Annotated in this window: 14 protein-coding genes; 13 read left to right on the plus strand and 1 reads right to left on the minus strand. The window is 68.0% G+C overall.

The window, feature by feature from the left end; all coding sequences use genetic code 11:
• The first annotated feature begins 60 nt into the window (after positions 1-60).
• The 7 genes from MKW15_RS14750 to MKW15_RS14780 all read left to right on the plus strand — a co-directional run bounded on the left by MKW15_RS14750 (position 61) and on the right by MKW15_RS14780 (position 6,514).
• Entirely contained in the window at positions 61-915 is an 855-nt protein-coding gene (locus MKW15_RS14750; protein ID WP_240859521.1) for a thioesterase family protein, read from the plus strand.
• A 32-nt stretch (positions 916-947) separates the two neighbouring features.
• A complete protein-coding gene (gene proC / locus MKW15_RS14755; RefSeq protein ID WP_240859527.1) occupies positions 948-1,796 on the plus strand; it encodes a pyrroline-5-carboxylate reductase in 849 nt (282 codons plus the stop codon).
• Between the two features lie 210 nt (positions 1,797-2,006).
• Positions 2,007-2,255, plus strand: a complete 249-nt coding sequence (locus MKW15_RS14760) for a helix-turn-helix domain-containing protein (protein ID WP_240859530.1) — start codon at positions 2,007-2,009, stop codon at positions 2,253-2,255.
• 231 nt (positions 2,256-2,486) lie between these two features.
• Positions 2,487-2,588, plus strand: a complete 102-nt coding sequence (locus tag MKW15_RS14765; RefSeq protein ID WP_003402602.1) for a 30S ribosomal protein bS22 — start codon at positions 2,487-2,489, stop codon at positions 2,586-2,588.
• A 195-nt stretch (positions 2,589-2,783) separates the two neighbouring features.
• Positions 2,784-3,836: an NAD-dependent epimerase/dehydratase family protein gene (locus MKW15_RS14770; RefSeq protein ID WP_240859532.1), complete on the plus strand. Its 1,053-nt coding sequence runs from the start codon at positions 2,784-2,786 to the stop codon at positions 3,834-3,836.
• 264 nt (positions 3,837-4,100) lie between these two features.
• On the plus strand, positions 4,101-5,273 hold the full coding sequence (locus MKW15_RS14775; protein ID WP_240859534.1) for a lysophospholipid acyltransferase family protein: 1,173 nt from the start codon (positions 4,101-4,103) through the stop codon (positions 5,271-5,273).
• 77 nt (positions 5,274-5,350) lie between these two features.
• A complete protein-coding gene (locus MKW15_RS14780; RefSeq protein ID WP_240859536.1) occupies positions 5,351-6,514 on the plus strand; it encodes a zinc-binding dehydrogenase in 1,164 nt (387 codons plus the stop codon).
• Here MKW15_RS14780 and MKW15_RS14785 read toward each other — a convergent pair whose 3' ends face one another.
• A complete protein-coding gene (locus MKW15_RS14785; protein WP_240859703.1) occupies positions 6,515-7,573 on the minus strand; it encodes an HAD family hydrolase in 1,059 nt (352 codons plus the stop codon).
• 207 nt (positions 7,574-7,780) lie between these two features.
• Here MKW15_RS14785 and MKW15_RS14790 point away from each other — a divergent pair, with 207 nt between their 5' ends.
• The 6 genes from MKW15_RS14790 (at position 7,781) to hemB (ending at position 14,050) form a co-directional block, all read left to right on the plus strand.
• Positions 7,781-8,044, plus strand: coding sequence for a glutaredoxin family protein (locus MKW15_RS14790; RefSeq protein ID WP_240859538.1), 264 nt, complete (start codon positions 7,781-7,783; stop codon positions 8,042-8,044).
• Between the two features lie 87 nt (positions 8,045-8,131).
• A complete protein-coding gene (locus tag MKW15_RS14795) occupies positions 8,132-8,863 on the plus strand; it encodes a redox-sensing transcriptional repressor Rex (RefSeq protein WP_240859540.1) in 732 nt (243 codons plus the stop codon).
• Complete coding sequence (locus MKW15_RS14800) at positions 8,860-10,239, plus strand: glutamyl-tRNA reductase (protein WP_240859541.1); 1,380 nt, start codon at positions 8,860-8,862, stop codon at positions 10,237-10,239. Before MKW15_RS14795 ends, MKW15_RS14800 begins: the two co-directional genes overlap by 4 nt.
• Positions 10,236-11,180 (plus strand): hydroxymethylbilane synthase, encoded by a 945-nt coding sequence (gene hemC, locus MKW15_RS14805; protein ID WP_240859545.1) that lies wholly within the window; start codon positions 10,236-10,238, stop codon positions 11,178-11,180. Before MKW15_RS14800 ends, hemC begins: the two co-directional genes overlap by 4 nt.
• Positions 11,181-11,230: 50 nt before the next feature.
• The gene (locus MKW15_RS14810) at positions 11,231-12,955 is read left to right on the plus strand and encodes a bifunctional uroporphyrinogen-III C-methyltransferase/uroporphyrinogen-III synthase (protein ID WP_240859547.1); all 1,725 of its coding nucleotides are present in this window, start codon (positions 11,231-11,233) and stop codon (positions 12,953-12,955) included.
• 117 nt (positions 12,956-13,072) lie between these two features.
• On the plus strand, positions 13,073-14,050 hold the full coding sequence (hemB, locus tag MKW15_RS14815) for a porphobilinogen synthase (RefSeq protein WP_240859549.1): 978 nt from the start codon (positions 13,073-13,075) through the stop codon (positions 14,048-14,050).
• Positions 14,051-14,135 lie beyond the last annotated feature (85 nt).

Raw genomic sequence — 14,135 nt, forward strand, 5'->3', positions numbered from 1 at the left:
GCGGGGCCACGTCGATCGCCGATTGGGTAGTGGGAGTCAGACGTGGAGACAAGAGAGAACATGACCGACAAGTTGGCAACAGTGCTGACGCTGGACGAGATCAAGCGCGCCGAGCCCGACCGCATCACCTATCGCGCGGTCATCGACCCGGTGTTCACCATCGGACCCAAGGTGCACGGCGGCAGCCTACAGATGGTGGTGGCCCATGCGGCCCGGGAGGCGCTCACCGCGCTGACCGCGCCCGACGATCCGAAGGCGGAGTCTGCGGCGGAACAGATCCCGGTCGCCATCTCCAGCGACTTCCTGAACGCGCCGGACGCCGCCGAGATCGACCTCGAGGTGACATTGCGCAAGCGCGGCAAGACGGTGACGGTGATCTCGGTGGACGCAGTCCAAACCGACCGCGTCATGGTGTCGTCGTCGATCACCATGGCCCGACCCGACACCGGGCCGTCGCACCACACCGGCGCGTCGGTGCTCGACGGGGTCCCGGTCGAACCCCCGCCGAGTGCGCTGGCGCTCGACGGCTCGCCGCTGGCGAGTGTCAATCACCTCGGGCCCGTCCTCGACCTGCGCATCGACCCTGAGACGATGCCGTTCGTCGAGGGCAAGCAGGGAGAACCGCTGGTGCGTGGCTGGATACAGCCCAAGGGCGTCGCGCCCGACACCGACTTCGCGGTGCTGGTCTGCGACATCTCGATTCCGGTCGTCGCGAATCTCGGCCTGCATGGCTGGGCGCCGACGGTGCAGCTCACCACCTATGTGCGGCGTCATCCTGCGCCGGGATGGCTGCGGTTCGCCGCGACCACGGTCGAGGTGGGACCCGGGATGTTCGAGGAGGATCACCTCGTGGTGGACTCGACGGGAACGGTCGTCGCGCAGTCGAGGCAGCTCGCGCTCCTCCCGCGACGCTGAAAACCCGTACCTACAGGAAGGCGGCAATCCCAGTGACCGAACGCATCGCCATCGTCGGCGGCGGAAAGATCGGGGAGGCACTGCTCGCCGGTCTCATCGCATCGGGCACACCGACCAAGAACCTGGTCGTGGCCGAGAAGGCGCCCGACCGCGCCGCCGAGATCGCCGAGGAGTACGGCGTTCTGGTGACCGACGTGCGTACGGCCGCCGAGAGCGCCCAATACGTGTTCCTCGCCATCAAGCCCGACGACGTCGACGAGGCACTGCGCACACTCGCCGGCGCCGAGGACTCCGGTGAGAACGAGCGCGTCACCGTGACCTTGGTCGCCGGTCTGCCGCTGAGCCGGTACGAGAACGCGCTGCAGGCCGGTTCACCGGTCATCCGCGTCATGCCCAACACCCCGATGCTCGTCAACGAGGCGATGTCGGCGGTGTCGGCCGGACGCTACGTCAGCACCGACCAACTGTCCGCGGTCGTCGGGCTACTCGAGACCGTCGGCAAGGTGACGGTGGTCCCGGAGAAGCAGATGGACGCCGTGACCGCGGTCTCGGGGTCGGGGCCCGCCTATGTCTTCCTGCTCGCCGAGGCCATGATCGACGCCGGGGTGGCGCTGGGCCTGACCCGCTCGCAGGCGTCGGAGATGGCCGTGCAGACCATCCGCGGTGCCGGGATTCTGCTCAGCGACGCCGGGGTGTCGCCGGTGGATCTGCGGGCCGCGGTGACCTCGCCGGGCGGAACCACCGCAGAGGCGATCCGGGAATTCGAGGCCGGCGGCCTCCGGCACACCGTCTATCAGGCCACTCGGGCCGCTGCAGCGGCCAGTGCGCGGGGTGCACGTCGAGTCGATGTCGAGGGTTCTGGGGCGTCGAACAGCGTCTGACGCGTGTCCCGACACTCCGAGAATTGTGGTCGACGAGCGGTTAAACCCCAGGATGTTGTGTCGAAATGAGATTGACGCAGGATTTCCTGGCAACTCACGTCGCTTTTTTCACATCTGCCACGCTAAGCTCCTCTAAGCACGTGCGTGTCTGATGTCCGCCGGAGGGGAAGCCGGCGGCCGCGACGCGTGCACCGGAGGTATGAGTGATTCATGGCACCTGCAGACACTCCTGGTGACAGGACAGTAGGAAACAGCGGCAGCTCCGTTGGCAACGCGGCGTCGGGGTCGCAGTTCCTCACGGTCGCCGAGGTCGCATCGCTGATGCGGGTCTCCAAGATGACTGTGTACCGGCTTGTGCACAACGGAGAGCTCCCCGCGGTTCGCGTGGGTCGCTCTTTCCGCGTGCATGCAAAGGCCGTGCACGACTATCTGGAGACGTCGTACTTCGACGCCGGATAGTCGTGTGGCTCGGTCCTGACCGGTTTGTGGCCTGACCCGGATTTTCCGATAGCGGGACTAGCCCGGTAGGCTTGGCCGTTGGTACCTGGTCGAAGACCACTGGATCGGGTGGTCGAAGACCACTGGATCAGGTGGTCGAAGACCGCCGGATCGGCCGTTGACGCGTCGGTGAGTCGGCTGCTGACCAGGATCGAGCACAAACAACAGCATCAATCGTGAGGAAGCACCCCGATGGGTTCAGTGATCAAGAAGCGCCGCAAGCGCATGTCGAAGAAGAAGCACCGCAAGCTGCTGCGCAGGACCCGGGTGCAGCGCCGCAAACTCGGTAAGTAGGCGCACTCGTCCAAAGGACCCGCTACGGCGGGTCCTTTGTCGTGTCGGTGGTGCCGCGTCGACCTGAGGAAATCTGTACCTGGGAGACCGGCCAGGTGCACAGTGCGTTTCGTCGGGCTGGGGGGTACAGATAACCGACGGGGTGCGACGTCGACTCGCACGGCGCCCACCAGGCCACGCCCGCTAGCCTGAGGTATGCCCGAGCACACCCCGCAACCCCCGCGGACCGTCCTGGTCACCGGTGCGTCGACCTTTCTGGGCGGCTACCTGGTGGCTCGCCTGGCGGCCAATCCGGAGATCGAGCGTGTACTGGCCGTCGATTCCCGGGTGCCGCGCAAGGATCTCCTGCGTCGCATGGGACGCGCCGAATTCCTGCGCCTCGACATCCGGCGGCCGGCCATCGCCAAGGCGCTCGCCAGCTACGACGTCGACACCGTGGTCCATGCCGCGACGTCGATCATGGACAACGCTCCACATTCGGCGGCGATCAAGGAGTTCAACGTCGTCGGCGCCATGCAGGTGTGTGCGGCGTGTCAGCGCACACCGTCGGTGAAGCGGCTCGTGCTGCGCTCGACGGCGATGGTGTACGGCGCGAGCGGGAGAGATCCGTCACACTTCGCCGAGGAGACACCGGCACGCCGGGAGCCCACTCGCGGCTACGGTCGTGACCTACTTGACGTTGAGGGTTATGTTCGCGGACTCGGCCGACGCCGACCCGACATCGACATCACCATCGTGCGCCCGCAGGCGATGCTGGGGCCGCGCATCAACACGCGGATGGGGTCGTATCTGTCGCTGCCGGTGGTGCCGACGGTCATCGGTTATCAGCCGCGTCTGCAGTTCCTCCACGAGGAGGATGCCCTCGCGGCGATGGAGCATGTGACGTTGGCGGGCAAGGTCGGGACGTTCAACGTCTCCGGCGACGGAGTCGTCACGCTGACGCAGGCGATCCGACGCGTCGGGCACATCGAATTGCCTGTTCCGAGCGGTCTTCTGGCACCGATCACCGGTGTTTTCCAAGACCTGCGATCGGCCCGGCTGCGCAGCTCGCAAACCGAGTTCCTGACCTACGGCCGGGTGCTCGACACCACGCGGATGCGCACCGAACTCGGCTTCGTGCCGCGGTACACCACGCTGGACACCCTCGACGATTTCATCGACCGCGGGGGAGTGACACCGGTGATCTCGACCGACGCCTGGCGCGGTCTGGAGCGTCGCGTCATCAACTTCGCACATCAACTTCAGTGAAGTGTGAGTTGTCGTTGCGCGCACATCTCGGTGGGGACGTGCGCAACGTCACTGCAACCTCTAAGCTTGGACGTCAGACTCACACTGCTCGTGGTTACGATGGGTCAATCGTCTCATTGAAATCGCCGACGACGGCGATGGTGAGACTTGCATCGGTCGGGTTCCGGGTACGTGCCGCCTCATCGTTGTGGTGTCGGGGTCGATGGATCGAAGGCATGAGCGGCATGGTCACGAACGACACGGTTACGACGAGACAGGGACGGGGTGAGCATCTTGGGTAGTGGTGGCGCGACCGACGCCCGCACGGCCAAGGTCATCCAGCTCTATGCCACACCCGGGGGTGCAGACGCGGCCGGGCGCCGCGGCTCCCGCGACCAGGGACGCCGCCGACATCCGAGTCAACAGTCGGGCACCAAATCCTCAGGAGCGCAACGAGGTTCGTCGGAGGGTCACCCCAACACCGACGGCTTCGGCCAACCACCGGCACAGGTGATGCCCATCAACGACGAGATCTCGCTGCCCGACGAGGCGCTCGGCGTCGAACATCGCGGTCCGTCGAAGTCGTCGCCGCTGTTCAGCCTTGGTGGCATCCGGGGTGCGGTGGCCGACTCGCTGACCGCCACCGCGGGCTTCATCCGCGAGCGGATGGCCGGCGAGTACGAGGTCGACGAGTTCGGGTTCGACCCGCACTTCACCGAGGCCGTCTGGTTCCCGGCGGTGCGCCAGGTGTACGACAAGTGGTTCCGCGTCGAGGTGACCGGCATCGAGAACCTGCCGGTCGAAGGCGGTGCGCTGCTGGTCGCCAACCATGCCGGCACGTTGCCGATCGACGCGATGATGACGTCGCTCGCGGTCCGCGACAACCATCCCACCGGTCGCTACCTGCGGTTGCTGGCCGCCGACATGGCGTTCGAGGCACCGGCGATCAGCGAGGTCGCGCGCAAGGTCGGCGCCACCGTGGCCTGCAACAACGACGCCGACCGACTGCTGCGCGCAGGCGAGCTCACCGCCGTCTGGCCGGAGGGCTACAAGGGCATCGGCAAGCTGTACAAGGACCGCTACAAGCTGCAGCGGTTCGGTCGGGGCGGGTTCGTGACGACGGCGCTGCGCAACGCCGCACCGATCATCCCGGTGTCGATCGTCGGCTCGGAGGAGATCTATCCGATGCTCGCCGACCTCAAGCCGCTCGCCAAGATCCTCGGGCTCCCGTACTTTCCGATCACGCCGATTTTTCCGCTGCTCGGCCCGCTGGGCATGGTGCCGCTGCCGTCGAAGTGGCACATCCACTTCGGCCGGCCGATCGAGACCGGCAGCTATGACGAATCCTCCGCGGACGATCCGATGGTGGTCTTCGACCTCACCGACCACGTCCGCGAAGAGATCCAGCAGACCCTGTTCCGGATGCTCAGTCGCCGCGGGAGTGTCTACCTCGGCTGACCCGAGCTTGCGTTGACCGTGCGTCGTAAATCGTTGACTGGGTACTGCGGCGGTGCGCGGATGGCAGGATTCACAGCATGCGAGCTGTGGTGTGTCGTGCGGGGGAACTGACGGTCGACGAACTGCCCACGCCGGTGCCCGGTCGGGGTGAGGTGCTGCTGCGGGTCACGCGGGCGGGGATCTGCGGTTCCGACCTCCATGCCCGCCATCACTGCGACGCCACTGCCGACGTCACGGCCGAGGTCGGCTACGACGCCTTCATGCGATCGGATCAGGCTGTCGTGATGGGCCACGAGTTCGCCGGGGAGGTCGTCTCCTACGGCGAGGGCTGCCGCAAACGCTGGAAGCCGGGCACCGCCGTGGTGTCGGTGCCGATGATCAAGCACGGCGACGCTCCGCACCTCACCGGATTGTCGGCGTCCGCGCAGGGCGCCTACGCCGACTTCGTCCTGGCCTCCGAGGACATGACGATGCCGGTGCCCGACGGCGTATCCGCCGAGCGGGCCGCGCTGACCGAACCGATGGCCGTCGCCTACCACGCCGTTCGACGCAGCGAGATCGGCAAGCGCGACGTCGCGGTGGTGGTGGGCTGCGGACCGATCGGACTCGCCGTCATCGCGATGCTGAAAGCGGCGGACGTGCGCACCGTGGTCGCCAGCGATCCGTCCGACGGTCGTCGGGCGCTGGCCCGACGCGTCGGCGCCGACATCGTCGTCGACCCCGCCGTCGACTCCCCATGGGACAAGGCCGCCGAACAGGGCGGCTACATCACCACCGCCGGCGATCTCCTCGGTGCGGCGTTCGCGGGCATGCGGACGCTGCGTCGTATCCCGGTGGTGCCGTGGGCGTCGATGTTCCGGATGGCCGATCGCCTCGGCGCCACACCCAAGGGGCCGGTCGTGTTCGAGTGCGTCGGCACCCCCGGGATCATCGAGCACGTGGTGTCCTCGGCGCCGTTCCGGTCGCGCATCGTGGTGGTCGGGGTGTGCATGGAACCCGACACCTTCCGTCCGGCGATGGCGATCAACAAGGAACTCGAGATGCGGTTCGTCTTCGCCTACGACCCCGCCGAGTTCCACCACACGCTGAGCATGATCGCCGACGGGACCCTCGACGTGGGACCGCTGATCACCGCGACCGTCGGCCTCGACGGTGTGTCCGCCGCGTTCGACGCCCTCGGGTCGGCCGAACATCACGCCAAGGTGCTCATCGACCCGACCAGTGAGGTGTCGGCGCTGTGACTAACGCTGCCGGATGACGCGCACGGCCGCCGCCGCCCCGGCGCTCGCTGCTCCGATCGCGAGTGCCGAACCGACCCCGTATTTCGCGGCCTTGCGGGCGGTGCGGAAGTCGTACATCTCCCAGCCGCGAACCTTCGCTACGTCGCGCAGGTCGGCGTCGGGGTTGATCGCGACCGCCGTCCCGACGAGCGACAGCATCGGCACGTCGTTGTGCGAATCGGAGTAGGCGGTGCATCGCTTGAGGTTGAGTCCCTCTCGGATTGCCAACGCGCGCACAGCATGTGCCTTGCCGGGGCCGTGCAGGATGTCGCCGACGAGGCGGCCGGTGAACGTTCCGTCGACACTCTCGGCCACGGTACCGAGTGCGCCGGTGAGGCCGAGGTGGTCGGCGATGGTCTGCGCGAGTTCCACCGGGGTGGCGGTCACCAGCCAAACCTGTTGTCCCGCATCGAGATGTCGCTGCGCGAGGGCGCGGGTGCCCGGCCAGATCTTGTCGGCGATGTACTCGTCGTAGATCTCCTCGCCGAGCGCGGCGAGCTCTGCCGTCGGGCGTCCGGCGATGAACGACAACGCCTTCTCGCGGCCCTCGGCGACGTCGTTCGCGTTCTCCTTGCCGGTGATGCGGAATTTGGCCTGGGTCCAGGCGAAGTCGAGAATGTCGCTGTAGGAGAAGTACTTTCGGGCCGCGAGCCCGCGGGCGAAGTGCACGATCGAGGCACCCTGGACCAGCGTGTTGTCGACGTCGAAGAATGCGGCCGCGGTGAGGTCGCGGGGCGCCTGCGTGGGGTCGGGGCCGGCCGGCGGGCGGTCGCGGAGCGAGTCGACTGCCGCCTGCGCACTCGCCTCACCGGCGAGGGCTTGACGCAGTTCTTGCGCGGTCTGGCGGAAGCGGCCGGTCGCCGCCGATGCCCGTTCGGAGATCCACGCGGTGACCCGACCGGACTCGTCGTCGTCGATCAGGGTGTGCAGTTCGGCATCCTCGGAGAACTCGTCGTCGGCGCCACTGCTCGCAGCCCAGCCCTCCCAGTCCTCCGGCGACGACGATTCCGGAGTGGGCAATTCGGTCTTCTCGGGCTCGGACGGCGGTGGCGGTGTTCGGCCGTTCTCGACACCGGGTTCCACGCCGCCGGGATCGTCGCGCACAACCGACCTCCTTGCCTGACACTGCCTGACGCTGGTGTCTCCCACAGTAGTGTGCCCCGCGTCGAGCAGCCGTCAGCGTGCCCAGATCCCGGTCGGTGGGCCGCGAGTGCGACGATGAGATTCATGACGCTCGAACTGCTCACCCGCGCCGGTTGCTCGGCCTGCGTGACCGCGCGCGCCGACCTCGAGCGGGTCTGCGCCGACCTCGGACTCTCCTACACCGAGGTCGACGTCGACACCGCGGCCGAGCAGGGCAATCGCGAGCTGCGCGCGGAGTACGGCGACCGGCTCCCCGTGGTCCTGCTCGACGGCGTCGAACACAGTTACTGGGAGGTCGACGAACAGCGTCTGCGCGCCGATCTCGCAACCGGTAGGGGCAGAATGTGAACCTCTTCACAAGAGGTATAGGCTGACCCTCACCGAGTGGCCGCCACGACCGACCGGCCCGAGATCTTCGAAGCGAGGTGGGTGAGCGTGAGGCGGAGTGACGCATTTGACGACGCGCACCCACCCCCGGCCATCGACACCACCGACATTCCCGCGCCCGCAGTGGCCCGTCTGGCCGCATATCTGCATGTTCTGCGGTCCTTCAGTGAGCGGGGCGTTCTCGTCGCCTCCAGCGGCGAACTGGCGCGTGCGGCGGGGGTCAATTCGTCCATCCTGCGTAAGGACCTGTCGCACGTCGGCGCGAACGGGGTACGTGGCGTCGGTTACGACGTCGGTCGGCTGACCGCCCGCATCTCCATGGCGCTGCACACCGACAGCGTGCACACCGTCGCGCTCGCCGGTGCCGGGCGCCTCGGACACGCACTGCTCGCGCACACCGGCTTCGGTCGTGGGTTCCGCGTCGCGGCACTCTTCGACGACGACCCGCGCCTGCTCGGCACCGCGCTGGTTGCCGGCGGCCCGCGCATCGCGCCGCTCGCCGACATCGAGAGCGTCTGCGGCGCGTCCGACAGCCCTCCGATCGAGGTCGCCGTGGTCGCGACCGCCGACGCCGACGCCCAGCGCACCTTCGACGCCTTCGCGGCGGTCGGCGTCCGGCAGATCCTCAACGTGACCCCGGTGAGCCTGTCGTTGACCGAGTCCGGGGACTCAGATGTCGTCATCCGACAGGTTGATCTAGCCTTGGAACTACAGGTGCTGGCTTTTCAGGCGGGGCGGCGCCAGGCAAGTGTGATGGGTGAAGAGACGGTGACAGCGTGAGTGTTCTGTTGTTCGGGGTGTCGCATCGCAGTGCGCCGGTAGAGGTGCTCGAGCGGCTGGCAGTCTCCGATCACGACCGACCCAAGCTGGTCGACGACCTGTTGTCCTCCCGTGCGATTTCCGAGGCGATGCTGGTCTCGACGTGCAACCGGGTGGAGATCTACGCCGTCGTCGACGCCTTCCACCCCGCGCTCGAAGCGGTCGGTGCCGTACTCGGCGACCACTCCGGCATGACGATCAACGAGATGACCCGGCACGCGTACGTGCGTTACTCGGAAGCCGCCGTCGAACACCTCTTCACCGTTGCCGCCGGGCTCGATTCGATGGTCGTCGGCGAGCAGCAGATCCTCGGCCAGATCCGCAACGCGTACCTGAACGCCGACGCCAACAAGTCGGCCGGCCGTGTCCTGCACGAGCTCGCGCAGCAGGCGCTGCGGGTCGGCAAGCGCGTGCACGCCGAGACCGGTATCGACCGTGCCGGTGCGTCGGTGGTGTCGGTCGCGCTGCACCGTGCCAAGGCCGTCGGGGCACAGATGCGCCGTGCCGTGGTGGTCGGAGCGGGCGCGATGGGTGGTCTGGCGACCGCTCAGCTCGCCCGAGAAGGCGTCACCGACCTCGTCGTGGTCAACCGGACCGTCGACAACGCGGAGCACCTGGCGGGCAACGTGAGGGCCAACCACGGCATCTCCGTGCGCGGCGTCGGGCTCGACCAGCTGCCGTCGGTGATGGCGACCGCCGACATCGTGGTCACCTGCACCGGTTCGATCGGCGCGGTCGTCAGCGTGGGCGAGGTCCATTCGGCGCTGGCCACCCGGACATCGAAGTCGCCGCTGGTGATCTGCGACCTCGGGCTCCCGCGCAACGTCGACCCCGCCGCGGCCCGACTGCCCGGCGTGCACATCGTCGACATCGAGGGCCTGCGCGGCGACTCCGAGACCCAGGCCGCCGAGAACGACACCCTGGCCGCCCGCGGGATCGTCGCCGCCGAACTGGCCGACTACCTGACCCACCAGCGCCAGGCCGAGGTCACCCCGACCGTCGCCGCCCTGCGTCAGCGTGCGGCCGACGTCGTGGAGGCCGAGATCCTGCGCCTCGAGACTCGGCTACCCGAGCTCGACGACCCGCAGCGCGACGAGGTCGCCAAGACGGTGCGCCGCGTCGTCGACAAGCTGCTGCACGCCCCGACGGTTCGGGTCAAGCAACTCGCGTCGACCCCCAACGGCGACCACTACGCCGAGGCCCTGCGCGAACTCTTCGAGCTGAAGCCGGGCGCGGCCGAGGCGGTGTCGGCGCCCGACCACCTCGCATCCGACCAGCTCGGCGACTTCTCGTCCGACCCGATCGGAGATCGCCCCATCAACCAGGCAGATAAGTGAGCGAAACGCTCCCGATCCCGATTCGCATCGGCACCCGGGGTTCGCTGCTGGCCACCACCCAGTCACAGACCATCGCCGACGCCCTGACCGCCGCCGGACACCCCGCCGAACTGGTGATCATCCGGACGGCCGGTGACGAATCCGCTGCGCCGGTCGCCGAGATCGGGGTCGGGGTGTTCACCACCGCCATCCGCACTGCGTTGCACAAACACGAGGTCGACGTTGCGGTGCACTCCTACAAGGATCTGCCCACCGCACCCGAGGACGGCCTGGTCATCGCGGCCATCCCGCCCCGCGAAGATCCCAGAGATGCGCTGGTCAGCAGGGATAATCTGGTCCTCGGCGCACTCCCACCCGGGTCGACGGTCGGGACCTCGGCCCCGCGACGGGCGGCGCAGCTTAGAGCATTGGGTCTCGGTTTGGAAATCCGCCCCCTACGAGGCAACCTAGATTCTCGGTTGGGCAAAGTCGCCAGTGGCGAACTCGATGCAGTCGTGGTCGCTCGCGCCGGTCTCGTCCGTATCGGACGTGCCGACGAGGTCACCGAGTCGTTTGATCCGGTGGTCTTGCTACCGGCTCCGGCGCAGGGTGCTTTGGCTGTGGAGTGCCGCTCCGACGATGCCCAACTGGTGAGAGTACTCGCCGAGTTGGACGACGAGTCCACCCGTGCGGCGATCGACGCCGAGCGGGCTGTGCTTGCGGCTCTGGAAGCCGGATGCACCGCCCCGATCGGAGCGATTGCCGAGGTGGTGGAGTCGATCGACGACGACGGGCGCATCTTCGCCGAACTGTCGCTTCGTGCGGCGGTGGCGGCCGAGGACGGATCCGATGTGATCCGGGCTTCGGTGGTGGGACCGGTCGATCGTGCGGCTCAACTCGGTGCGGATCTCGCCGCCGAACTGCTGGAACTGGGAGCGGGCGACCTCGTCGACTCTCCCTAGTTCCAGAAGGAACTGCAGCCCTCGAGGCGAGGGCAGGAGAGTGCGAACGCATGAGCCGTACGACAACCAAGGCACATCCGGGACGAATTTTGCCTGCGCCGGGAGCGAAGCGAGCGGGCAGAATCCTCTTCGTGGGGTCGGGCCCCGGGGATCCCGAGCTGCTCACTGTGCGGGCGCGGACCGTCATAGCGAACGCGACGACGGCCTACATCGACCCCGACGTTCCCGCCGCGGTGGTGAACCTGATCGGCAGCGCACACCGCGAGGAGCCGGCCGCCGACAACCGTCGGGCCAAGTCTCCGCTCCCTGAGGTGCGAGCGGAGCGAGCCTCGAAGGGCGCCGATAGCACCGACACGGAGAACAGCACCGCGCCGGTCGACAGCGACGAGACCACCGACGACGCGGATGCGATCGTCCACCCGGCCCTCGGCGATCCCACCGAGGTCGCCAAGACCCTGGTCGCCGCTGCCAAGGCCGGCGACGACGTGGTCCGTGTGGTCTCCGGCGATCCGCTGACCACCGATTCCGTGCTCACCGAGGTCAACGCCGTCGCCCGCACCTCGATCGCGTTCGAGGTGCTCCCCGGCCTGCCCGCGGCATCCGTGGTGCCCAGCTACGCCGGTATGCCGCTCGGCTCCACCCACACCGAGGCCGACGTGCGCGGCGAGGTCGACTGGGCCGCACTGGCAGCCGCCCCCGGTCCGCTGGTGCTGCACGCGACCTCCGGCCATCTCGCCGAGACCGCGAGCGCGCTGACCGAGCAGGGTCTGGCCGCCCAGACGCCGGTCGCCATCACGATCAACGGCACCACCTGCCAGCAGCGCACCATCGAGGCGACGCTTGCGACGCTCAACGAGCAGGGCAACGCGCTGACCGGTCCGCTGATCCTCACCATCGGCAAGGTCGTCGCCTCGCGCGGCAAGCTGTCGTGGTGGGAGTCGCGGGCGCTCTACGGCTGGACCGTCCTGGTGCCGCGCACCAAGGACCAGGCCGGCGACATGAGTGACCGTCTCGTCAGCCACGGCGCGGTCCCGAAGGAAGTCCCGACCATCGCCGTCGAACCGCCGCGCAGCCCCGCGCAGATGGAAAGGGCCGTCAAAGGTTTGGTCGACGGCCGCTACCAGTGGGTGGTGTTCACCTCCACCAACGCGGTCAAGGCCGTGTGGGAGAAGTTCGCCGAGTTCGGGCTCGACGCCCGGGCGTTCTCCGGCGTCAAGATCGCCTGTGTCGGTGAGGCAACCGCCGAGCGGGTGCGTTCCTTCGGCATCAACCCGGAGCTGGTTCCGTCGGGTGAGCAGAGCTCGCTCGGCCTGCTCGACGAGTTCCCGCCGTACGACGACGTCTTCGACCCGGTGAACCGAATCCTGTTGCCGCGAGCCGACATCGCCACCGAAACCCTCTCCGAAGGCCTGCGTGAACGCGGCTGGGAGATCGACGACGTCACCGCCTACCGCACCGTGCGCGCGGCCCCGCCGCCCGCGCAGACGCGCGAGATGATCAAGACCGGCGGCTTCGACGCGGTGTGCTTCACCTCGAGCTCCACCGTCCGCAACCTGGTCGGTATCGCCGGAAAGCCGCACGCGCGCACCATCGTTGCCTGCATCGGACCCAAGACCGCCGAGACCGCAACCGAATTCGGTCTGCGGGTGGACGTGCAGCCGGAGACGGCGTCGATCCCCGACCTCGTCGACGCACTCGCCGAACACGCCGCGCGTCTGCGTGCCGAAGGCGCACTGCCGCCGCCGCGCAAGAAGTCGCGACGGTCGCGGTCGTAGTAGCCGCTCCCTGAGGTGCGAGGAGCGCTAGCGACGAGACGACCACCGGTCCCTGAGGTGCGAGGAGCGCTAGCGACGAGCCTCGAAGGGCCGGCAACACAACAGCAAGGAGGCGTCATGGCACCGGTGATCCGCCCGCGGCGGTTGCGCACCAGCGCGGCCATGCGTCGACTGGTGGCCGAGACCACCTTGGCGCCAAGGCAACTGGTGTTGCCGATGTTCGTCGCCGACGGCCTCGACGAGCCTCGTGAGATCTCGTCGATGCCCGGCGTCGTCCAGCACACCTTCGACTCGCTGCGCAAGGCGGCCGAAGAGGCCGTTCGCGCCGGGGTCGGTGGCCTGATGCTCTTCGGGGTGCCCGCAACCGCCGACAAGGATGCCACGGGGTCGGGCGCCGACGCCGACGACGGAGTTCTCAACCGCGCGTTGCGGATTCTCTCCGACGACCTCGGCGACGACACCGTCCTGATGGCCGACACCTGCCTCGACGAGTTCACCGACCACGGGCATTGCGGCGTCGTGGATGCGCGAGGTCGGGTCGACAACGACGCGACCCTGGAACGCTACGTCTCGATGTCGTTGGCGCAGGCGCGAAGTGGTGCGCATCTGCTGGGACCGAGCGGCATGATGGACGGCCAGGTCGGCGCCATCCGCGCCGCGCTCGACGACGCCGGCTTCGCCGACACCGGCATCCTCGCCTATGCGGCCAAGTACGCGTCGGCTTTCTACGGTCCGTTCCGGGAGGCCGTCGGCTCCAGTCTCCAAGGCGATCGTCGGACCTACCAACAGGATTCGGCGAATCGGATCGAGGCCTTGCGCGAGGTGCGGCTCGACCTGGACGAGGGCGCCGACATCGTCATGGTGAAACCGGCGATGAGCTACCTCGACATCGTGCGCGACGTCGCCGAGATCGCCGACGTCCCGGTGGCCGCCTACCAGATCAGCGGTGAGTACTCGATGATCACCGCCGCCGCCGAACGCGGCTGGATCGACCGCGACGCCGCGATCCTCGAGTCACTCACATCGATTCGCCGCGCCGGAGCGTCGATCATCCTCACCTACTGGGCTGCCGAGGTGGCAGCTCGCCTGGGCTGAGCGCAACTTCTTGGGACCGCAACTGAAACGGTCGCCGTGATGTGTCTCCGAGGGCAATATGCCTCGGTGGCCCCTGAGGAGGACC

Origin of the sequence: Gordonia gummivorans (assembly GCF_022513585.1) — a bacterium.
Lineage (GTDB): Bacteria > Actinomycetota > Actinomycetes > Mycobacteriales > Mycobacteriaceae > Gordonia.